The sequence below is a fragment of the Synergistaceae bacterium genome (assembly GCA_031272035.1).
GTDB lineage: Bacteria > Synergistota > Synergistia > Synergistales > Aminobacteriaceae > JAISSA01.
On sequence record JAISUO010000018.1, the window covers coordinates 1 to 21,127 of the forward strand.

18 protein-coding genes are annotated in these 21,127 nt (G+C 56.3%); 5 read left to right on the forward strand and 13 right to left on the reverse strand.

What is annotated here, in order from left to right; all coding sequences use genetic code 11:
* The first annotated feature begins 205 nt into the window (after window positions 1-205).
* Window positions 206-934 carry a GntR family transcriptional regulator gene (locus LBR61_01935; protein MDR1730833.1) on the forward strand — a complete coding sequence of 243 codons (729 nt, stop codon included), beginning with the start codon at window positions 206-208 and terminating at the stop codon, window positions 932-934.
* Between the two features lie 298 nt (window positions 935-1,232).
* Window positions 1,233-3,371, forward strand: coding sequence for a CDC48 family AAA ATPase (locus LBR61_01940; protein MDR1730834.1), 2,139 nt, complete (start codon window positions 1,233-1,235; stop codon window positions 3,369-3,371).
* A gap of 89 nt (window positions 3,372-3,460) precedes the next feature.
* On the opposite strand, the gene LBR61_01945 is transcribed toward LBR61_01940, so the two are convergent.
* Together LBR61_01945 and LBR61_01950 are read right to left on the reverse strand one after the other, a co-directional pair.
* On the reverse strand, window positions 3,461-4,636 hold the full coding sequence (locus tag LBR61_01945) for an amidohydrolase (protein MDR1730835.1): 1,176 nt from the start codon (window positions 4,634-4,636) through the stop codon (window positions 3,461-3,463).
* An 80-nt stretch (window positions 4,637-4,716) separates the two neighbouring features.
* Window positions 4,717-5,928 carry an FIST C-terminal domain-containing protein gene (locus LBR61_01950; GenBank protein MDR1730836.1) on the reverse strand — a complete coding sequence of 404 codons (1,212 nt, stop codon included), beginning with the start codon at window positions 5,926-5,928 and terminating at the stop codon, window positions 4,717-4,719.
* A 195-nt stretch (window positions 5,929-6,123) separates the two neighbouring features.
* Here LBR61_01950 and LBR61_01955 point away from each other — a divergent pair, with 195 nt between their 5' ends.
* Window positions 6,124-6,633, forward strand: a complete 510-nt coding sequence (locus tag LBR61_01955) for a nitroreductase family protein (GenBank protein ID MDR1730837.1) — start codon at window positions 6,124-6,126, stop codon at window positions 6,631-6,633.
* Between the two features lie 78 nt (window positions 6,634-6,711).
* On the opposite strand, the gene LBR61_01960 is transcribed toward LBR61_01955, so the two are convergent.
* The 10 genes from LBR61_01960 to LBR61_02005 form a co-directional block, all read right to left on the reverse strand.
* On the reverse strand, window positions 6,712-7,269 hold the full coding sequence (locus LBR61_01960) for a hypothetical protein (GenBank protein MDR1730838.1): 558 nt from the start codon (window positions 7,267-7,269) through the stop codon (window positions 6,712-6,714).
* 38 nt (window positions 7,270-7,307) lie between these two features.
* On the reverse strand, window positions 7,308-8,468 hold the full coding sequence (locus LBR61_01965; protein ID MDR1730839.1) for a Gfo/Idh/MocA family oxidoreductase: 1,161 nt from the start codon (window positions 8,466-8,468) through the stop codon (window positions 7,308-7,310).
* Between the two features lie 4 nt (window positions 8,469-8,472).
* Window positions 8,473-9,585, reverse strand: a complete 1,113-nt coding sequence (locus tag LBR61_01970) for a Gfo/Idh/MocA family oxidoreductase (GenBank protein ID MDR1730840.1) — start codon at window positions 9,583-9,585, stop codon at window positions 8,473-8,475.
* Between the two features lie 15 nt (window positions 9,586-9,600).
* Entirely contained in the window at window positions 9,601-10,878 is a 1,278-nt protein-coding gene (locus LBR61_01975) for a TRAP transporter large permease (protein ID MDR1730841.1), read from the reverse strand.
* Window positions 10,879-10,882: 4 nt separating this feature from the next.
* Window positions 10,883-11,401, reverse strand: coding sequence for a TRAP transporter small permease (locus LBR61_01980; GenBank protein ID MDR1730842.1), 519 nt, complete (start codon window positions 11,399-11,401; stop codon window positions 10,883-10,885).
* A 9-nt stretch (window positions 11,402-11,410) separates the two neighbouring features.
* Entirely contained in the window at window positions 11,411-12,391 is a 981-nt protein-coding gene (locus LBR61_01985) for a TRAP transporter substrate-binding protein (protein MDR1730843.1), read from the reverse strand.
* Window positions 12,392-12,538: 147 nt separating this feature from the next.
* Window positions 12,539-13,561, reverse strand: a complete 1,023-nt coding sequence (gene selD, locus LBR61_01990; GenBank protein ID MDR1730844.1) for a selenide, water dikinase SelD — start codon at window positions 13,559-13,561, stop codon at window positions 12,539-12,541.
* Window positions 13,541-13,693: a hypothetical protein gene (locus tag LBR61_01995; GenBank protein ID MDR1730845.1), complete on the reverse strand. Its 153-nt coding sequence runs from the start codon at window positions 13,691-13,693 to the stop codon at window positions 13,541-13,543. Before LBR61_01995 ends, selD begins: the two co-directional genes overlap by 21 nt.
* Entirely contained in the window at window positions 13,677-14,693 is a 1,017-nt protein-coding gene (locus LBR61_02000; protein ID MDR1730846.1) for an asparaginase, read from the reverse strand. The genes LBR61_01995 and LBR61_02000 overlap by 17 nt, the downstream gene beginning before the upstream one ends.
* A 396-nt stretch (window positions 14,694-15,089) precedes the next feature.
* Window positions 15,090-16,919, reverse strand: coding sequence for a methyl-accepting chemotaxis protein (locus LBR61_02005; GenBank protein MDR1730847.1), 1,830 nt, complete (start codon window positions 16,917-16,919; stop codon window positions 15,090-15,092).
* A gap of 440 nt (window positions 16,920-17,359) precedes the next feature.
* Here LBR61_02005 and LBR61_02010 point away from each other — a divergent pair, with 440 nt between their 5' ends.
* Window positions 17,360-18,637 (forward strand): TolC family protein, encoded by a 1,278-nt coding sequence (locus tag LBR61_02010; protein MDR1730848.1) that lies wholly within the window; start codon window positions 17,360-17,362, stop codon window positions 18,635-18,637.
* Window positions 18,638-18,659: 22 nt separating this feature from the next.
* Complete coding sequence (locus LBR61_02015; GenBank protein MDR1730849.1) at window positions 18,660-19,862, forward strand: efflux RND transporter periplasmic adaptor subunit; 1,203 nt, start codon at window positions 18,660-18,662, stop codon at window positions 19,860-19,862.
* Window positions 19,863-19,876: 14 nt separating this feature from the next.
* Here the strand turns inward: LBR61_02015 and LBR61_02020 are convergent.
* Window positions 19,877-21,127, reverse strand: a 1,251-nt coding sequence (locus tag LBR61_02020) for an MFS transporter (protein MDR1730850.1), incomplete at its 5' end; no start/stop codon positions are given.

A 21,127-nucleotide genomic window follows, 5' to 3' on the forward strand; every position in this document is an offset into this window, starting at 1 on the left:
GATTTTAAAAGGATAATCTGTCATAATAGTATATTGTGCTTCACAGGCAAGGCCATTTGAGGAGACAATGACGGCTTGCCGCGGTGGGCAGTTTGATTGATGATTTTCGGAAAGCATTCTTTATTGCGTCCCGCGGATCGAAACTTGATGCATTGAAATATTATATAATCGATTTCGACGCTGAAAATAATAAGGAAATAATATCATGCGACCAATAACGAAATCTAACAATTTTTTAAGCAAACAGCGAGGGATTTCGCTCTATTATCAGGTGGAGGAATTTATTCGGGAACGCATTCAAAATGGCATTTGGCGTGTAGGCGACAAACTCCCGTCCGAACCGGAATTTGCGCAGCAATTGAACGTAAGCCGCGCTACAGTGCGTCAGGCCGTACAGGATCTGGTGCAAAAAGGCATGCTTGAGCGTAAGCACGGTTCTGGAACATATGTCTCCAGCCCTTCCTTTAAAACAGACTTTGTGAGTTTCGATTACCCGGCGGAATTGGGAGGATATCATGAATTGATAAGCTATTCAGAGCAGCTTTGTGATGAAAAAAGCGCAAAGCATCTGCAAATTGCAAAGGGGACCGTCATCGGCATCGCAAGACAAATCCGAACCCTCGGCGACGGTCGGATCGCAGGAATGGAAACGATATATATCAAACAAGAATTTGGCACGCATTTTTCGAAAGAAATGCAGTATGAATTAAACCGCGGATTCATTCAAAAAAACGCGAAAGTAGATTTAACGAAAGTCGACAAAAAGATGAAACCCGTTTTGATTACCGCTCAAGAGGCTGACCTGATGAACGTGAACGCCAACACGCCGGCTTTGTTGCTGACCCGAATCTACTATACGTATAAAAATGTTCCCGTCTACTATGTCGATACGCTCATCCCCGCAGATTTTTGCGAAAAACTTCTTATCGTGTGAATCGCAACAGAGTGTTGCCGAGGTGAATTAATTAAATTAGGTAAACCCCCGGTTCTGCCGAGGGACTCTTGGAATTTGACAGATACGGAAATGGGCTCAATTCTAATCCCTGTGGACCGTTCAAAGCTTACAGGAAAGGAGAGAACTCATGGAAGATACGTCCAATTTATATCACAGTCGTTGGGAATGCAAATATCACATAGTGCGGATACAAAAGTATCGATGTAGTATTGTACATTTCGTATAGATTGTATAAATTGTACAGATTGTACAGAAAGCGCATCAGGGAGGTTTTAAGGTGTTCAAAGTGAAGGAAGCGCTGCCCGGCGACGCCAACAGGAGCATCGCCCGAATGGACCCCGCCGACATGGCGGTTCTTGGTCTCACCGAGGGGCAGATCGTCGAAATCGAGGGAAAACAGACGACAGCGGTGCGCGTCCACGGCTGCGACCCCGAAGACTGCGGAAAACGCGTCATACAAATCGACGGACTGATTCGAGAAAACGCGGGAACCGCGCTGGAGGAAACAGTGGTCGTTCGACGGGCCGATCATCATTTCGCCGGCAGCATCACGCTGCAGCCCCTTTCTTCCATCGCATTGACGGACAGAGAACGGGACAGCGCCTACGTCCTCTCCCTGCTGGAGGGAGTTCCCCTGACCACAGGGGATCGTATTCGCCTGAATCTTTTCGGGACGCGCATCTGCGATTTTCGCGTGTCGGAAACCACGCCTGAAGGAGCGGTGGTCGTAAGCAAAGCCACCTATCTGAATCTGCTAAAAAATCTAAAAATAACGATGCCGAGAAAAATTTCCTACGAAGACATCGGCGGACTGGGAAACCAGATTCGTCACATCCGGGAAATGATTGAGCTGCCTCTGCGTTTTCCTCAGGTGTTCGAGCGCCTCGGCATTCAGCCCCCCAAGGGAGTGCTGCTCTACGGGCCCCCCGGCACGGGGAAAACTGTCATCGCCCGGGCAGTGGCCAACGAAACCGACGCCTGGTTCACCCATATTTCCGGGCCGGAAATCATCGGAAAATTTTACGGAGAAAGCGAGGAGCGGCTGCGCAACATCTTCGAAGAGGCCCAGTCTCGTTCGCCTTCCATTATTTTCATCGACGAAATCGACGCCATCGCCCCAAAACGCGAGGAAATGGGCGGAGAAAAGCAGGTTGAACGACGAGTGGTGGCCCAGCTGCTGGCCCTGATGGACGGGCTTGAATCCCGCGGCCAGATCGTCGTAATCGGCGCGACGAACATCCCCAACTCTCTGGACCCGGCTTTGCGCCGCCCGGGGAGGTTCGACCGGGAAATCTCCATTCCCATTCCCGACCGCAGAGGACGTCATGAAATTCTGCAGATTCACACTCGAGGGATGCCTCTGGCCGGAGATGTGGACCTGAAACGCGTGGCGGACCTGTCCCACGGTTTTGTGGGCGCGGACCTGGAGGCGCTGGCGAAGGAAGCCGCCATGGCCTGTGTGCGGGATGTCCTTCCCTCCGTCAACCTCCAGACCCAGGAAATTCCCTACGAAAAAGTCGCGGCTCTGGAAGTGAAGATGTCCCATTTCACCTCCGCCCTGATGGAAATCGATCCCTCCGCCATCCGCGAGGTTTTTGTGGAGGTCCCCGACATCTCCTGGGAGGACATCGGCGGGCTGGAGGAAATCCGAAAGGAACTTTGCGACGCGGTACAATGGCCCCTTCACAATCCTGAACTTTTTGAACGTTACAACATTCAGCCCCCCAGAGGAATCATGCTCCACGGACCTTCGGGCACGGGTAAAACTTTGCTGGTCAAGGCACTGGCGAAAGAAAGCGGCGTCAACTTCATCTCCGTCAAGGGACCGTCCCTGATGTCGAAGTACGTGGGCGAGTCCGAACGCGCCCTCCGGGAGGTTTTCAAGACGGCGAAACAGGCGGCTCCCTCGATTCTCTATTTTGACGAAATCGAATCCCTGGTCCCCACCCGCGGGCGCGAATCCGGAAGCGGAGCCGCCTTCACGGAACGGGTCATCGGACAGTTTCTGGCGGAAATGAGCGGAATCGAGGAACTGACGGGAGTTGTGGTGCTGGCGACCACGAATCGCCTCGACCTGGTGGATCCGGCTCTTCTCGCCGCCGGACGCTTCGACATGGTTCTGGAGCTGCCCATGCCCGACATGGCGGCCCGGGAGGAAATTTTTTCCATTGAACTGCGCGGGAAAAAACTCGCGGACGACGTGAGCCTGAAAAACCTGGCCGCCCTGACGGAAAACTGCAGCGGCGCCGACATCGCCTTCATCTGCCGCAGGGCCTCCATGCTCGCTCTTCGGGAGAAAACAGACCGGAACGCGCAGACGCCAGACGCGCAAACATCAAAAAACGCTTCCGACCTTTTCGTCGAACGGCGACACTTCGATGCCGCGACTGTGGATCTGCAGAACAAAAAGCGCTGACACCTCATTTTTATAGCTGAGCCATAACGAACGCCCGCCCTCGGCTCGTCCGCGTCCGAAGGCGGGCGTCGCGGTTCTTTCGTCCGTCGTCAGCTCAGGTTGTCGTAAATTTCTCCGTCGATAACGGTGGTCTCGCAAAGGGACATATTGCTGAAGGGATGCCCCGAAAAAATGGCAATATCGGCGTCCTTGCCCGGTTCCAGGGAGCCGACGCGTTTTTCCAGACCCAGAAGTCGGGCCGCGCGGATCGTCACGGACTCAAAAGCCCTTTTTTCCGAAAGTCCTCTGGCAATGCAAAGCCCCACGTGAGCCGGAAGATATTTTGTGCCGGAGGAGGTGTCCGCCGTCAGACAGAAATTGATGCCGGCCTTCTCCAGAATGCCCGGCGTTTCCAGTTTGCAGCCCCAGATTTCCATCTTGGAGAGCGCCATCGTCACAGGCCCGATCACGCAGTCCACACCCTTCTCTTTCAGATAATCGAGAATTTTATAGCCTTCGGTGCAGTGTTCAATCGAATATTTCAAGTTGAACTCTTCGGCGATTCGCGTGGCCGTCACAATATCGTCGGCTCTGTGGGCATGAATGCGGCATTTCATTTCTCCCCGCATCAGGGGAAGCAGAGCCTCCAGTTTGAAGTCGGGCTTCGGCGCTTTTTCGGGGTCGGATTCCGCTCTTTTGAGCTGCTCCGCATACACCTTCGCGTTATACAGCGTCTCCCTCAGAAGGGCGGCTGTCCCCATGCGGGTCACTGGCATTTTTTTGTCCGTGCCGTACACCCTTTTCGGATTTTCTCCAAGGGCCATTTTCATGTGCTCCGAGCCCGGAATGACGATGTCGAAAATGGTGTCGCCCTTTTTCGTCTTGAAACTGATGCCTGTGCCCCCCAAAACGTTGGCGGAGCCGGGACCGGTATAACAGGTCGTAAATCCGGCCTTTCTCGTGTTTTCAATGGCCACATCGTGGGGATTGAGGGCGTCGATGCCGCGAATATGAGGCGTTATGGGATCGCTGACCTCATTGCCATCCAGCATCCCCGGCAGCAGCGGCATGGTCTGGGGTTCATTGAACGTGGAAATATGCGTATGGGCGTCGATAAATCCAGGGGTCACCCACTTGCCGGAGGCGTCGATAACCTTCGCGTCCCCGGGAATGCCCACGTCCACGCCCACGGCGGTTATTTTGGAGCCCTCAGTCAGCACCACGCCGTTCTGAAGAATCTCTCCCACCACCGTAACCACCGTTCCGCCTTTGATCGCCGTTTTCAATTGATAATCCTCCCCGTTCATTATTTCTCTCTCAATATTATTATCTCTCAATTATTACTTTTCCGGAGCGGGAACCGTTTTTACCGGTACAGCACCAGCAGGGACGTGGTGTAGGTGTGGAAAAAGTTTTCCCCTCCCAGAGGGCAGAACTCTCCGAAGCCGTACATGCCCAGCCAGGGCGGGATCTCCCCGTTGTTCAGAAAAGCGTTCTGCATCATGGTGATGATTTCATCCTTCATGACCCTGTCGAAAAGCGTCCTTCCCCGCAGCAGGCAGTCCGACTGAAAGACGGCCACCGGATGAATTTCGCCCTGAAGAGAATTTTCCGCAATCTCTTTGCGCAGGGAGGACAGGGTTCTTTTCTGCTCCGAAAAAATCAGATCCTCGTCCCGGGTGGTCATGTACCACTGCTCGCCCTCCTCCGCGGACACGGACAGCCGGATGGCTCCCGTTTCGTCCATGGGCAGCCCCATGCGAAGGATATGCGGATTTCCGTACTCTGCCGCCAGATCCGGTGGCAGTTTGATGGCCAATCCTCCCGTGATCAGAACGTTTTTCACGTCTTCGGCGGCGAGGTTTCCCAGGGCGCTGGTGTAGGCGGTCCAGGCGGGAAGCCCGTCAAACTCCAAAATTCGGTTGTGTCCGGCCTTCGTAACGGTCAGAGGTTCGCCGCAGGCGTTGAAGCCATGGGTGGCCCGGGCCGCCGCCTTCAGCGTCTTATCCGCAAACCCCACCGCCCAGACGCCGGTGAGGCTGGCCCGGTCTCCGATGTACTGCGACGTGGTGACGGCCTTGTAGTTATCCGAAGACGCTCCGCCGAAAAGGAGCACCTCCCCGAACACCTCATCGAAGGCGGACACAAGTTCGTTGTTGCACGAATCGAGACCGGGGCTCAACAGGTAGATCACATTCGCGGCAGGGAGTTTTTCCTTCAGTTTTTTCGCCAGTTCCAGGCCCTTTTCGAAGGCGCTGTCGGCATGGAAATCGTCCACTGCCGCCCAGGCCACTTCTTCAGCCGGGCCCTCCACCACCATAACCGCCAGGTGACTCATGGACTCTCCGGCGCCTTCTCTTCCGATAACGCCGCCGCAGGAGCTCCCCACCACCGACGCCTCCGGGATACGGGCGTGAATGGCATCGGCGACTTTATCCAGCCGATGACCGATTACGGCGTTGACGATCCATAATCCGCCCTTCGGAAGCGCTTCGTCTCCGTAAAGAACGCTGATACACTCCTCTACAGCCCGGGAACTGTTGGCGATTCGAACGCTTGCGGAACGAAAATTCAACATGATATCTTCCTCCTGATAACGAATTTGCGGTGATTGGCATCAATATATTAGTATATCAGTAGCGCATTACAAACTTTTCGACATCAGTAATTCCCGGAGTCTGCTATAATGCGTCCAAAGAAGCGGCCGGCAAAAAACCGCATCCATTGATGAGTCTCCCTGAATTTCAAAAAGAAAGCCGAGGTTTCAGCGAAAATGGATTTTCAAAACGTCCTGAATAAGCGATATTCTGTGCGAAGTTTCGCGTCCACGCCCGTGGAAAAAGAAAAGCTCGACGCCATTCTGGAGGCGGGCCGAACCGCTCCCACGGCGGGCAACCTGCAGCCCCACCGCATACGCGTCGTTCAAAAACCGGAAGAACTGGCAAAGATCGACCTCTGCACGCCCTGCCGTTACAGAGCGCCCCTGGTTCTGATCGTATGTTACGACAAAAACGTCTGTTGGGAGCGTCCTTTCGACGGAGAACGGAGCGGGCAAACCGACGCCTCCATCGCCACCACGTACATGATGCTCACGGCGGAAAACTCCGGACTGGGGTCGGTGTGGGTGATGAAGTTTGACCCGGCAAAAACGGTGGAGGAGTTCGGTCTTCCCGACAACCTCGTTCCAGCGGCCATGCTGGTTCTGGGATACCCCGCGAAAGACGCGCAACCCTCCGACAGACACACTCAGCGTTTTCCGATGGAGAAGCTGCTCATCCCATAATCTCGACTTTTCAGCGGACTGCGAAACCCATACTGAAAAGGGACCCAGGCCGTGTTCGACACGAAGGCGGCGATTTCCTTACCGGGTCATCCGCAGGAAAGCCGCCTCTGCAGCCGCGTCTGCTGCCCTGCGCTCCGCTTCGTCCCGGGTATAGCCCATCTCTTTGCCCTCAGTGGCGTCAGACCAGAGGACTTTGCCTGCGGAGTTTATCGCCGTCACCGCCGCGGAAGCCGTTCCGGTGAAAAGATTGAATTCGTTGCGCTGAGTCTCCCCGTCCAGACGGATGCTGACCGAGATTATCACAGCGACGCCGTACCGTTTGCCCAGGCGTTTAACGGCGTCCGTATCGCCTTCCAGGGCGGCCTCCGCCGATTTATCCCCCCGGATTGCAGCCTGTTTTTTTCCGTCGGCGACCCGATATCCCTTCTCCTTCAGCCGCCGTGAGAGGAGTTCCTCCATCTCAGAATCCCTTTGAGGATTCGGCCCCTTCACCAGAACGGCACAGGTTCCTTTTTCAGGCAGAGGCGAGGATACGGGAACGGCAGTTTTCTGCTTCGGAGCGGCGCCGGCGGCAAACGAAAGCCCCCAGGAAAGCGCCAGACAGAACAGGCAGGCGATACAAAACGGTTTTTTCATATTCCATTCATCACTTTTCTTTCATCACTTTTCTTGCATCACTTTCCCACGTCCCTTCCAAGGGTGATTTCCGAGGTCGTGAAATTTTCCACGGAACGGGTCTTCTGATGAAAACGGGGCATCGCCGCGGCCATGGTCTCACGGCGGTAAAAAGGGTCCTCCCGGCCAATGGGGAGAGTTACCGGCGCTCGCTCCAGGGAGGCTTTATAGATCGCCATAATGAGCTCAATGGCGTTTCTGCCCTCTTCTCCTGTCACCTGCAGAGGGGCGTCCCCGGAAATGGCGTCCAGAAAGTTGCCGATCTGGGCGGGGTGTCCCTCCACCGTCAGTTCCGGAATATTCTCATAGCATCGCTGCAGCGCGTTCCGGTTTTCGACGTCCTCTTCAGGAAAGCCGTTGGGAAGGGCCTTCGAGGCCGCGGTCCGCCAGGGAACGGAGAGCCGTCCCCGGTCGGTCTGAAAAATCAGCTCCTGTTCTTCGTCGTGGGTCACGAGAGAAGCGGAAATCTGCGCCAGCATTCCCGTATATTCGAGGATGGCGACGCCCAGGTCCTCGCATTCGGAGTTGTCGTGCCCAACGTTGGCGATGACGGCGGTAACTCTCTCCGGTTTTCCCAGCATCCAGAGGAGAAGATCGATATGGTGCACGGCGTGGCTCGTGAAACACCCTCCGCACTCCTTCTCCCAGGTCCCACGCCACCAGATGTCGTAATAGTTCCCGCCACGCCACCAGAGGGAGTTGACCGTGGCGTACAGCACCCTGCCGGCATCTCCGGACCGGATCATGCGCTTCACCCTGGCGTTGGGGGTCCTGAAGCGATTCTGAGCCACCGGCGACAGAATTTTCCCCTTCGCCGCCGCCGCCGCCTCGATCATGGCGTCGCACTCCTGAAGGCTGGCGGCCATGGGCTTCTCCACGAGCACATGTTTGCCCGCGTTCAGAGCGCGGATCGCCACAGAAGCGTGGACGTCCGGGGGCAGGCATATGAAAACCGCGTCAATGTCGTCTCTGGCCAGAACCGCGTCAATATCTCCATACGCCGCCGCCTTCCTCAGTCCCTTTTTTTCGATGAGGGCCTTCGCCTTGTCAGGATACAGATCGCAGACGGCGCGAACCTCACAGCGATTGTTCCATTGTCCGCAGGCGTCGGCGTGAACTCCCGCAATCGCCCCCGCTCCCAGAAGCGCGATTCCCGTCATTCCGTCATTCCCCCGTTTCCCTGTATCCGTCGGTTCCGGAGGACCAGGCTCTTTCCTGCGCCTCGATCGCGAGTTCGACGGCGGCAAAGGCGTGTTCCTGGGTCATGGCCATCTCCGTGCGGTCCAGGCAGTCCCGGATGAAACGCCCGAAGAACGGAAAACCGCAGGTCCCCGCGGCTCTGATGTGGTGCTCGCCCTTCCGGTCCGCAAGGTAAATATGATCCCCTTCCGCGTCCGATGCGACGTCAATATATTTGCGGATTTCAATATAGCCCTCCGTGCCCAGAATCAGGGTCCGTCCGTCGCCCCAGGCCCCCAGCCCGGAGGGAGTGAACCAGTCCACCCGGAAATAACCCGCCGCGCCGTTATCGCATATCAGGTTCACGTCTCCAAAATCCTCGAAACGGGGGTGTTCCTCGTGAGCAAAGTTGGCGACGCGGCTGTGAGCGATCCTGGCGCCCTCCGCTCCCGCAAAGGTCAGAATCTGTTCGATCTGATGACAGCCGATGTCCACCAGAATCCCTCCGTACCGGCTTTTGTCGAAAAACCAGTCCGGACGTCCGGAAACCGGACCCACTCGATGGGGGCCCCAGCCCATCACCTGCACCACCCGACCGATCGCCCCTTCCTGCAGAAGCTCTCCGGCTCGAACGGCCGCCTCCACGTGCAGGCGTTCGCTGTAGTACACGCCGTATTTCCGTCCGGTCTCCCAAACCGCCTCCCTCGCCTGCTTCAGCTGTTCTCTGGTGATGAGAGGGGGCTTGTCCACGAAGAAATCGTGCCCGCTCCTCAGGGCCGCAACTCCCAGGTCACACCGGTCCCCCGGAACAGCGGCGCACGCGATCAGTCGAATATCGCCGTTCTCCAGAATTTCATCCCGGCTTCGGGCGATTCGGACCTGAGGAAAGGCCTTCTGAAAGGCCAGCGTCTTTTCCGGGTCCGGATCCCAGACAAGGGCAATTTCGGCTCCGGCCTCCGCCAGCCCGTTACACATCCCGTAAATGTGTCCGTGATCGAGGGCCATCACCCCCACTCGAAACTCCCCCGGAGCCGCCACTGGAACGGTTTTTCCCTGGCTTCGGGGTGCGTAATTCTGTCCATCGCTCTTTTTCTGCATGACGCAAATCCCCCCTTATACCATCGAGGGCAAAAACGTGACGATCTGCGGGAAGAAAATCATGGCGAGGATCACCAGCAAAATCACGCCAATGTAGGGTAAAAGCGCCCCAATGCTTTCTTCCAGTGGAAGACGGGCGATGCCGCAGCTGATGAAAAGGAACGTCCCCACCGGCGGCGTAATGGCCCCCACCTGCATGACAATCACCATGAGCACCCCGTAATGGATGGGATCGAATCCCAGCGCGTTGCCGATGGAGAGGATGCTGGTGGCAAACATGGCGATCAGGATGGTGGGATCCAGGAAACAGCCCAGGACCAGCAGCACAGCCATCAGGAAAAGAGTGGCAAGATAAGGATTTTTCAGTGTGTGAACCGCGAAGTTCAGCACCTCGTTCTGGAAACGCATCCGAACGAGAACGTTGGAAAGCACTCCCGCCGCGGAAATCGTCATCATGACCACCGCCGTGGTGACGGCGGAGTCCAGCAGAATTTTCGGCAGGTCCTTCATCCGCAGTTCCTTCGAGATGAAAAAACCATAGACCAGGCCGTAGGCGATGGCGATCACCCCGGACTCCGTGGGAGTGACGAGGCCGAAGACAATCCCGCAGACGATGATCAGGGGCATAATCAGGGCCCCGAAGGAAGAGACGAAGGCCCGCCACAGGTTTTTCCAGGAGAATTTTTCCGTCTCGAAGCTGTAGCCCCTCCGGCGATAGGCGACGGCGTTCACCACCATCTGCAGAACCCCAATCATGACGCCGGGGATGACCCCGCCCAGAAACAGCCGGCTCACCGGAGTCTCCGTGTAGAAGGAATAGAGGATCATGGCGATGCTGGGCGGAATGATCGGACTCAGCATGGAAGACCCCGCCGTCACCGCCACAGCGTAGTCCTTTTCGTAACCCTGTTTTTCCATGGCGGGAATCAGCATTCCGCCGATAGCGGAGGCGTCCGCCGCTCCGGAACCCTGAATGCCCCCGAAAAGCATGGAGGCAAGGATGTTGACGTGACCGAGTCCGCCTTTGAACTGGCCAACGGCGGCATTGGCGAAGTTCACCAGTTTATCGGTGATCCGCGACCCCGTCATGATGTTCCCGGCAATGATGAAGAAGGGAATCGCCATCAGAGAAAAGGAGTCGATGCTGCCGAACATTTTGATGATGACCAGGGTGAAGGGAATATCCATGGCAACGATGAAAAGAATCGCGGTGATAATGGTGGACACGTAAATCGGAAAACCCAGAAAGATGAACAGCAGAAGGAGCGCAAACACCAGAGCCGCCTGCAGCATTCCCTTAGCCTCCCCGCCTGGGATCCGGCTTTCCGGCGTTCATCGAGGCAAAGGGATGAAAGCCGTAAATCAGAATCAGGAGATAATCCACAAAGAGATAGCTGCAGCCCACGGGGATCGCGGCGTAAAAAAGCGCCAGAGAGATGTTCAGATTTTGCAAAGAGCTGACCAAATTCAGACGCGTCTGCTCGATTCCAAACCAGACGAGCGCCGCCAGACACACAAGGACCACGACGTTGGCCGCCTGTTTGACGATTTTTATGAGGGGCGGGGGCAGAAATTTGTTCAGAAAAAACTCGACGCTCAGGTGAGCTCCCTCTCTGACCCCCAGACTCGCCGCCAGAAAAGCGACCCAGATGCTGGTCAGACGGATGAGTTCGTCCCCCCAGGCGAAGGGCCTGATGGAGGTGGAGGTGAAGTAGCGCAGAACGACCTGTACAAGACACAAAGCGACCATCCCCCCTAAAAGGGAGATGATCGCGATGGCCCGCAGGGCGCTGAAAAATGCGTAGACTCGCCTCATCACAGACGTTTATTGAATTGCCAGCATTTTATCGATAAAGTCGTTCCAGGCGGGACCCTTGGCCCTGTATTCGTCCAGCATCGGCGAGCAGGCTTTCACCCAGGCGTCGGCGTCCTTCAGTTCGTGCACCACAACGCCCTCCTTTATCATGGCGTCCAGAGCCTGTTTCTGGTCTTCGTCGTCGATCTGCCCCTGATAGACCGTGGCCTCTTCCGCGCATTCCAGCACGATTTTCTTCAGGTCCTCCGGCAGCCCGTTCAGCCATTTTTCATTGAAGAAGTAGTACACGCAGGCGATGATGTGATTGGTGATCGTCAGATTTTTGGCGTTGTCCTGAAATTTCATGGAGTTGATCATGCTGGGAGAGGCCTCCATGCCGTCGATGACCTTCGTCTGCATGGCCGTGTAGATCTCGTTCCAGTCCATCGTGGTTCCGGCGGCGCCCAGATGGTCGAACATGCCGATGTAAATCGCGTTGGGTCCGCGCATCTTCATGCCGGCAAGGTCCGCCAGCTTTTCAACCGGCTTCACGGTGAGCATGTGCCGGGAGCCCTGGCTCTGTCCCGCCGTCGCGACGAAACCGTAAGGCTGCACGAGTTTGGACACTTCGCTCTCCAACCCCTTCAAAACACGGCGATAATGCTCATTGTCCTTAAACAGGTAGGGAAACTCAAACATCATCAGCTGCGGCACCCACATTCCGGGGCCGGTTCCAGGGGCCGCCACCACCATTTCCAGAGCGCCGCTCCTGCACATCTCGACCTGCTCTCTCTGATTCCCCAGCTCTGCGCCGTAGTTGGCCGTGGCCTCGATCCGCCCGCCGGTTTTTGCGTTGACCAGCTCCACGAATTTGGTGAGCCCCCGCCCCACGGTTCCGGTCTCGGCCAGGTTGGTCGACGTCCGCAGCTTCAGCGCCGCCGCCTCCGCTCCATAACAGAAACCTCCGAGAACAATCCCCAGCACCGTCGCACACAAACACAGCTTCCTCATAATCTCTATTCCCTCCTTATAAAATGTGTAGAACGGAAAATAAAACGCCCCTGCTTATAACGGATCAGAATTTAGAGATAACTTTAGAAATAACCATTAGAAATAACTATGAAGACATGTTTCTATTTTAACATCTTCTCAGTACTTTCACTCCACCCGAATACGCCCGCTGCCCGACCTGAAATGCCCAATGAGCGCCGCGAGTTCAAACCCATTCGCCCGGCAGAGGGTCAGCATCTCCTCCCCGCGGTCGGGAGGCAGGGCGAGAAGAAGCCCCCCGGAGGTCTGAGCGTCGTAGATCATATCCGTCCGGGCAACGGAGAAATTTCCTTCGATATCCACCCGGTCCTCACAGGCCGCGCGATTTTTGTAGCTGCCCTCAGGAACCAGCCCCATGTTCGCCAGTTCGAGAACTCCCGGCAGAAGGGGCACTTTGTCGAAGGACAGGCTGAAGTCCAGCCCGCCGCCGCTCAGCATATCCGCAATGTGCCCCGCCAGGCCGAAGCCCGTCACGTCGGTGGCCGCCCGAACCGCGCGATGAAGGTCCTCCGGCAGGCGCGGAGGCAGAGCGTTGAGGGTCGTCATCCAGCGGGTCGCTTCCGCAGCCGTGGCGGGGTCCTCGATCATGCCCGCCCTGATGCCCGTGATGGCGACTCCCGTTCCCAGGGGTTTTGTGAGAATCAGGGCATCTCCCTCACGAGCGCCGGTCGTTCGCCATATCCTGTCCGCCTCCGCCTCACCGTAGACCACCAGCCCGTACTTGGGCTCGTCGTCCTGTACGCTGTGCCCTCCCGCCAGAAACGCTCCCGCTTCACGGGTCTTCGAAAAACCGCCCTTGAGAATTTTTTTCAGAACGTCCAGCTCCAGCGTTTTCGAGGGGAACCCGACCACGTTGAGGGCCACCACAGGGCGCCCTCCCATGGCAAAAACATCGCTGATGGAGTTGGCCGCGGCCACCTGCCCCCACACAAAAGGATCATCCACCACCGGCGTGATGAAATCCACCGTCAGAATACCCAGACGGTGTTCGTCGATTTTCCAGAGGGCAGCGTCCTCTCCGCCGCTCCAGGTCGCAAGGATGCGGTCATCTTCGATATGGGGAATTTCCGCTAAAACCTGAGCGAGGTCCGCCGGACCTATCTTCGCCGCTCACCCGCTGGTTCTGGACATCTCCGTCAGCCGGAGGTGAACCGCATTCTCCGCCGACATCTCCGCTTCACAGTTTTTCCGTCCCATTCTCCTCACCTCCTCCCCCGGTGAAGAAGCCCCGTCGAAATCGTGAAAATCAGGCCGTGACCTCATCGCAGAAATTTTCCAGCAGACGACGCTCCAGCTCTTCCCCGCTGAAAAGCGGAAGCAGCAGCATCAGTTTCACCATAAGCGATTCCCGGGTCATGTCGCCCGCCGACAGAACTCCCAGATCCAGCGCCCTGCGGCCAACCTCGTAAACCGTGGGATTGGTTCCGCCGAAGGGAGACTGGCTGCGCAAAACAAGGGGAAGCCCCGCATCGACGCCCCGTTTGATGGGATCCAGCAGATTTTCGTACATATAGGGTACTCCTCCCAGCCCATAGCCCTCCAGAACGATGGCTTTCGGCCCGGCCTCCACAATGCCGTCAAGCCACGCCGCCTTCATCCCGGGGAAAATCGGAACCAGGGCGATATTCGTTTCGAAAGTGGGAGAGTCGCCCCAGGGGCGCTTTTCCGAGAGCTTCGGAGTTTGAGGCGTGAGCCAGGCGATTTTATGGGTGTCCTTGTCCCGCATCTCTCCCAGCAGGGGATAATCCACGCTGGCAAAGGCTTTCTTGCGGCGGCTGTCGAGCTTCGTCGCCCTGGGACCGTGAATCAGGAGATCGGCAAAGGCCACAGCTACCCCTCTGCGCCGATACATGGCCAGCTGCAGCGCAAACTGGAACGCGGCGTAAATGTTGTCGGAGACGTCGCTGCCCGGTTCATCCGGCGTGAGCATGGAGCCCGTGATCACCACAGGAATCGTCACGTCCCGCAGCAGAAGGGAAAGAGCGGCTCCTGTCCAGGCCAGGGTGTCCGTCCCGTGAAGCAGAACTACGGCGTCCGCCTTCGAGGCGTTTTTTCTGACAGCCTGAGCCATGGCCAGCCAGTCCGGCGGGCTCATATTGGAGCTGTCTTTGGAAAAAATATCCTCGATTTCCACATCATGATCGAATCCCATGAGCAAAGGGCAGGCGGCAAGCAGTTTTTCACCCTTCAGCGCGGGAACATAACCTCCTTCAGACGCGACGGAAGCGATGGTCCCTCCGGTGGTGAGCAATAAAATTTTCATCTCGGAATCCTCCCATCAATCATAGTACCTGCATTTTATACCATACTGACGCAGGAACCTAAACCGGAAGAACCGAAATATTTCGGCACACAGCATAATACCAATTTGCTTTCAACCAAGCGTTAATGAAGAAGCTAATGTTTGAATATCACTGCTTTTAGCTATTCTAACTTTATAAGCAGCGAACCGGTGAAGTATGAGCCGCATGAGTCGCTTAGTTTCTTCATCAGGCCTTTTATTTCAAATTGGTATAAGAGCTGACCGGCGGGGATAATTGCTGACGGAATCTGAATTTCAAAAGGGGTTCAAATTTAAAAAACGAGACGGGAGCCCTTCTGGAGGATTCTCCCGTCTCGTCTCCCGTCCCGTCTTCTTACGCGGGTTTGGATTTCGATCTTACGCGTTTCCCGCCGTGGCAAGACGCGCTTTCAGAGCTTTTACCGCGGGACGCGCCTTTGGAAGACTTTTGACTTCCTGCCTCTGAGCCGGCTGGGAAGAATTTTCCGTCCCGTTTTCCATTTTGAAGAAGTCCAGTTCCGCCTGCAGGTCATGAGAAAGTTCGTAGAGACTCTCCGCGTCGGTGGCTATCGTTTCGGATGCCGTGGCCACCTCTCCCACGCCGGTGCGGATGTTCTCGCTCAGCCGGGCCGCGTTTCCGACCTTTTCGGATATTCCCTGCACATTCGACGCAATCTCTTCGCTGGATGCGGCCTGTTCCTCGGCGACGGCGGCCAGGTCCTGAGTGGCTGTCGCAATTTCTCTCAGGCTGTCAAGGATGTTCGCGATCGCCTTTTCCGTTTCGCTGGAGCGCACCTTTGCCGCGCCGCAGGTGGTGGTATTGTCCTGCGCATAGCCCGTTATGGTGTTCAAATCCGTCGCAATGGCTCCGGCCAGCCCGGCGATATTCTTCGCCGCGGTGTTGCTTTCCTCCGCCAGCTTGCGAACTTCTTCCGCCACCACGGCGAATCCCCGTCCGGCATCTCCGGCCCGCGCCGCTTCGATGGCCGCGTTGAGAGCCAGCAGGTTGGTCTGATCCGCAATTCCGGCTATCTGCGACACAAAATTCTGTATCTGCTGGGCTCTGCTGCTGAGCTCCAGAACGGCGGCTGCGGTCGATTCCACATCCTCCGCGACTTTGCCGATCCCGCTGACCACGTTGTGAAGCGCGTCCATTCCCAAATTGCCCGCCTCCATGGCCTCGTCGACTTTACACGCGATGTTCGTCCCCTTCTCGGCGGTGAGCTGCGCGCCGGCCGCCACCTCTTCCACCGAGGCATTGACCTCTTCCGCCGCAGTGGCAAGCTCTTGCATATCCGACCCCATCTCGTCAATGCTGGCCCGGAATTCCTCGACAGAGGCGTTCGTCTCCTGAGCCATGGCCGAAAAGTTTTGCGCCGAATCCGTGATCTGAACACCCGAATTCTGAATCGACTCCACCACATGACGCAGCGTCTCAACCATCCCTTCCAGCGCGTTGCTCATCTGGGAAATCGCGTCTTTGCCGCTGTCGGAGAAATCCACCGACAGGTCGCCGCTGGCGAACACTCCTATTTTTTCCTTTATCAAATTGATCGGCTTTGTGATCATCCGCGACACAAAGAAGCTGAACAGCAGGGATAAGAAGGTGGCCGCCAGGGCGACTCCGACTCCGATGACAATCGTCCGTTTTATCTGGGCTTCCATCTCCGTATCCGTCTCATCGGCCTCTCCCACCAGATAGGCCGAAAGTTTACGCAGGTTTTCGGTATATCGCACCGCAACCGGTTCGAGTTTGCTCAAAAACAACTGTTCCGCCTTTTCATCCTCGTTTTTAAAGGCCAGTTCAATGACTTCATCCTGCAAATCGGCCAGGTTGCCCTTCAATTCCTTCACATTATTCAGATAAGCAATCGCCGTCTCGTCGATGGGGGTTCCCTCGAACTCTTTCAAAAAACCCGCGCTTTCTTCACGTCTCTTATTGATTTCCTCACGAAGTTCGTTGCATTTTGCCTCGTCTTCAATGAGAATCATTTTCAAAATAGCACGCTGTTCGGCGTTCAGGGCCGACCGTACGATGGCGATATTCGCCGCCTGAGAGTAGACATTGTCGTAAGCGGAAGTAAATTCGTGCAGGGTTTGCTTCGACATCCGATAATTGTAGGCCGTGATGAACAGCAGGAGACAAAGGGGCAGTCCCACCAGAAAAGCCATTTTAATACCGATACTTCTGTTTTTGAACCACGTCATAACATACTCCTCCTTTTAAACTTTCAAATAATCTATACAACTATTAATGTAGCCAATATAAAACAACAATAAAGTAAAACATACAAAAACTTTGCAACATAATTTTTACATTTTTAAAGTTATATAGCACTTTATTTACAAATAAAATTTAATTTATCCTTAAATAAGGACATTTATATCATTAATAATATACCATATTTCAAACAAATACAATTTATATATCGCTTTATTTAAAATATGCGAAAAAAATTGTTTTTGTCGCTGATGGTGAAATAATTATAATTAAAAAAATATATTACAAAATGGTAATTATAAGCATTTTAATCTGCGTATAATTATCTATTGGTACAATATAAAAATCGATGCGAAATTTCGAGACCGGCCGATTCGAAGGGCGGAACTGAAATTCGAAAACTGACGATCAGGAGATGACGGCAGAGATGAAAAGAAAAACGAGGAAAGCTGGAATAATTTTGTGCGCGATGCTGGCGGAAGTTCTGTGGAGCTGGACCCCCTCGGAGGCGAGTCCGGAAAATGTCCTTTCTCTGGAGGATTGCATTGCCATCGCGATTTCCGCTCATCCCTCCCTGAGACAGGCCCGGGCCCTCACCCGGGAACAGGAATTCCGGCTGGAAAGCCTGCGGGTGAACGACCGCGCCACTCTGGACGGCGGAGCTTCCTACGGCTACTCCCGGACGTCTCTGTCCGGCTCGGACAGAAGTTATTCCGCCGGGGTATCCGGTTCGAAAATGATTTACGATGGGGGGAAAAACCGCCTGAGCAAAACCGCCCAGAAAATTTCCATCCTTCAGGCCGGAGAAAGCGAGGCGGATACGCTGCTCTCCGTGACCTGCGGTGTGGAAAACGCCTATTACCGGCTTCTGCTGAATCAAAAAAATCTGGAGGTGGCCCAGGATCAGCTCCGTAACCTTGAGGACCACCTGCGAACGGCCCAGGGATATTACGAGGTGGGCTCACGGCCCCGCATCGACGTTACCAAGGCGGAAGTCGACGTGGCCAGCGCAAGGGTGGCGGTTCTGAAGGCGGAAGCGGACGTCCGGCTCGCCGATGAAAACCTTCTGGTCTCCATGGGCAGCGTGAACCTGAAACCCTTCGGCCTCTCCACAGTTTTGGACGCCCCCGTGGTCTCCGTGGACCTGGAAAGCGCCACGCAGATCGCTCTGGAGGCCCGCCCCGACTACCGAAAAGCTCAGTTGGAGCTGGAAGCCGCCCGGGTTCGAGTTCAAACCGCGGCCCGAGCCACCGCTCCCACCCTTTCCGCCACCGCGGGAGGTTCTTACAGCGGCAGGGAATTTCCTCTCGAAGACAGCCTCAGCGCCGGCCTGCGCCTGGATTTTCCCATCTTCGACGGAGGCGCGTCGGCGGCGTCGATTTCCATCGCCCGGGCGCAGTTCTCCCAGTCCGAAGCCTCCCTTGACGGGTTGACCCAGAGCATCGTCTACGAGGTGCGTCAGGCCATCGTGGATTTGGAAAACGCCCGACAGCGCATTCGGTCCGCTGAAGAGGCTGTACAGTACGCCCAGGAGAATCTGGACCTGGCCCAGGGCCGTTACAGCACCGGCGTGGGAAGCCCCATCGAAATCAGCGACGCCGTTTCGGCGCTCTCTCAGGCCCTTTTCACCCGCTACCAGACCCTGTACGACGCGAGAGTGGCCGCCGTGGCGCTGGAGGAGGCGACAGGAGGCGCGGTCCGCTGAGACCGGAAAACAGAAAGACGTTATGAAGGCAAAACAGGCAGTAAAAAAACTTCTTTTATTATTCCTCACGGCGACGGCCGCGGGCGGGGTATGGTATTTCTTCTTCAGAACGCCCCCCGTGCAGTTCACCCTGCGCACGGCAAAGGTCGAAAGAGGCGACATCACCACCTTCGTCACCGCCAGCGGCAAACTCAACGCCGTCTCCCTGGTGGAGGTGGGGACCCAGGTCTCCGGTACCATTCAGGAGCTTTATGTGGACTACAACTCCCCCGTTCGGGAAGGACAGCTCATCGCCCAGCTCGACCCCGCCGTTTTACGCTCTCAGCTCATCGAAAGCCGGGCCGGGCTGGAGGTCGCGACGGCCGCCGAGGGCAGCGCCGGAGCCTCTCTGACGGACGCCGAACGAAAGTTCAAACGTAACAGGGAACTTCATTCCCGCAGGCTGATTTCCCAGAGTGAGCTGGAAAACTCCGAAACCGACGTCCTTCTTCGCCGCGCCCAGCTTCAGGAGGCCAAAGCCAGGGTCATTCAGGCCAAAGCCGCCGTCGAACGGGCCCAGACCAATTTGGATTACACCCGCGTCACCTCTCCCGTGGACGGCGTCATCGTATCCCGAAAAGTCGACGTCGGGCAGACCGTCGCGGCCAGTTTCCAGACGCCCACGCTGTTCAGCATCGCCCGGGACCTGACTCGAATGCAGATTGACGCCAGCGTGGACGAGGCGGATATTGGACGGGTCGCCGAAGGACAGCACGTCCGCTTCAGCGTCGACGCTTTTCCGGAGGAGGAGTTCGAGGGGAAGGTGGTGCAGGTTCGCATCGCCCCGGAAACCACGGACAACGTGGTCACTTACACCGTTGTCATCCACGTGGATAACCCTGGTCTCCGGCTGAAACCGGGCATGACAGCCAACGTCTCCATCGAAACCGACTTCCGGCAAAACGTGGTGAAAATCCCCTCGGGAGCCCTCCGGTTCCGCCCCCCTCAGGCCCTGCTGGAGACCCTTCCCCCCTCCGTCGTTTCCGGCGACGCCGGGGAACGGGCCGGGCTTCACGCCGGATACGTCTGGGTGGTTCTCAACAACAGTCTGGCCCGACGGATTTACGTTCGAACGGGAATCACCGACGGCAGTCAGGTGGAGGTTCTTTCCGGAGACGTGCAGCCCGGCGACGAACTGGCGCTGGCGGCCCTGGAACGCAGAACCGGCAGGGCGAGGCTGTTCTGACCTCCTTCGGTCGGCTAGTGCCCCGCGGAGACCGCCTCGTGGGGCGTCTGTTCCCTTTCCATTTTTTTTGTATGGAGCCACAGCAGAAGGGCGAAGAACGTGCCCGTTCCCGTCAGGCCCCACAGCAGCAAAATCGGGCTCACCTCCCAGAACCACGCGCCTGCGCCCCCGCCCCAGGCTCCTGCCATACCCGCAAAAAAGTAGAATACTCCGAAACAAATTCCCTGATGCTGCTCGTGTCCCAGTTCCGGCACCATACTCAGCGCCGTGGGGAAGATGATCAGCATTCCCAGACTGAGGACGGCGGCGGTGACCAGGGGGGCCACAGGGATTTCTCCCACCACGCCGAAGTTCGCGGACAAAAAGGGAAACGAAAGCGCCATCAGGCCCATCCCCAGCCCCAGGCGCGCGGATCGGGGGAAAAAGTGCGTCATTATGTGGTTGATCGGCAGCTGCAGCAGGATGCCCAAAACAGCGGTCAGGGTGAAAATCGCCGCTACAGTCCCGTTGTTGGGAACGCTCAGGGGCAGCAAAATATAAATTTGATTGAACATCAGATAATAGGCCGACATGATAAAGCAGAATATGACAAAATCCTTTTGCCGGAGGATCGACAGCCAGTCCATCCAAAAGGACTGCCGGGAGGCGTGATCCTTTCCTTTGGTGTCCGGCAGATACCGCCATTGCAGCAAAAGCAGCAGGAAAAATATGCCCGCCGACGTGAAGCTCAGAAAACGAAATCCGCGCCCCAGGAGGGCCATCCCCGCCAGCGGGCCGAAAAAAGCTCCGCTTTGACTGCTCACGTTCTGGAGCGCGTAAATTTTTTCCCGATGAGGATGCCCTTCCGTCAAACGCGCCATCAAAGCCTGGCAGGCCGGAGAAAAAAGCGCCCCGGCGAAACCGGTCAGAAACGCCGCGCAGGCGACGCCCGGCTGCCCCGACACGAAGCCGAAAAGCGCGAACCCCACAACGCGCAGACTGCAGCCCAAAAGAATGACCGACTGATAGTTGAAACGGTCGGCCAAAGTCCCTCCCACCAGATAAAGTCCCAACTGGCTGAACACCCGCATCCCCATCACGAACCCCGCGAAGCCGGCCGAAAAACCCAAGTCACCCATCATGTGCCTCGCCAGGTAGGGCAGCAGCATATAGAATCCCACGTTGAACCCGAAGTTGTTTACCAGCAGAACCTTCATCGAGAAGGAAAGCCCGAGCCCGCTCATAATTTTTTCGCCCCAATCACAGATCCATTCAGATAATACCAA

Coding starts and splice junctions, on each gene's coding strand:
- LBR61_01935 (MDR1730833.1), top strand. CDS start 206: ATGCGACCAATAACGAAATCTAACAATTTTTTAAGCAAACAGCGAGGG.
- LBR61_01950 (MDR1730836.1), bottom strand. CDS start 5,928: ATGTTGAATTTTCGTTCCGCAAGCGTTCGAATCGCCAACAGTTCCCGG.
- LBR61_01955 (MDR1730837.1), top strand. CDS start 6,124: ATGGATTTTCAAAACGTCCTGAATAAGCGATATTCTGTGCGAAGTTTC.
- LBR61_01960 (MDR1730838.1), bottom strand. CDS start 7,269: ATGAAAAAACCGTTTTGTATCGCCTGCCTGTTCTGTCTGGCGCTTTCC.
- LBR61_01965 (MDR1730839.1), bottom strand. CDS start 8,468: ATGACGGGAATCGCGCTTCTGGGAGCGGGGGCGATTGCGGGAGTTCAC.
- LBR61_01970 (MDR1730840.1), bottom strand. CDS start 9,585: ATGCAGAAAAAGAGCGATGGACAGAATTACGCACCCCGAAGCCAGGGA.
- LBR61_01975 (MDR1730841.1), bottom strand. CDS start 10,878: ATGCTGCAGGCGGCTCTGGTGTTTGCGCTCCTTCTGCTGTTCATCTTT.
- LBR61_01980 (MDR1730842.1), bottom strand. CDS start 11,401: ATGAGGCGAGTCTACGCATTTTTCAGCGCCCTGCGGGCCATCGCGATC.
- LBR61_01985 (MDR1730843.1), bottom strand. CDS start 12,391: ATGAGGAAGCTGTGTTTGTGTGCGACGGTGCTGGGGATTGTTCTCGGA.
- LBR61_01995 (MDR1730845.1), bottom strand. CDS start 13,693: ATGAGGTCACGGCCTGATTTTCACGATTTCGACGGGGCTTCTTCACCG.
- LBR61_02000 (MDR1730846.1), bottom strand. CDS start 14,693: ATGAAAATTTTATTGCTCACCACCGGAGGGACCATCGCTTCCGTCGCG.
- LBR61_02005 (MDR1730847.1), bottom strand. CDS start 16,919: ATGACGTGGTTCAAAAACAGAAGTATCGGTATTAAAATGGCTTTTCTG.
- LBR61_02010 (MDR1730848.1), top strand. CDS start 17,360: ATGAAAAGAAAAACGAGGAAAGCTGGAATAATTTTGTGCGCGATGCTG.
- LBR61_02015 (MDR1730849.1), top strand. CDS start 18,660: ATGAAGGCAAAACAGGCAGTAAAAAAACTTCTTTTATTATTCCTCACG.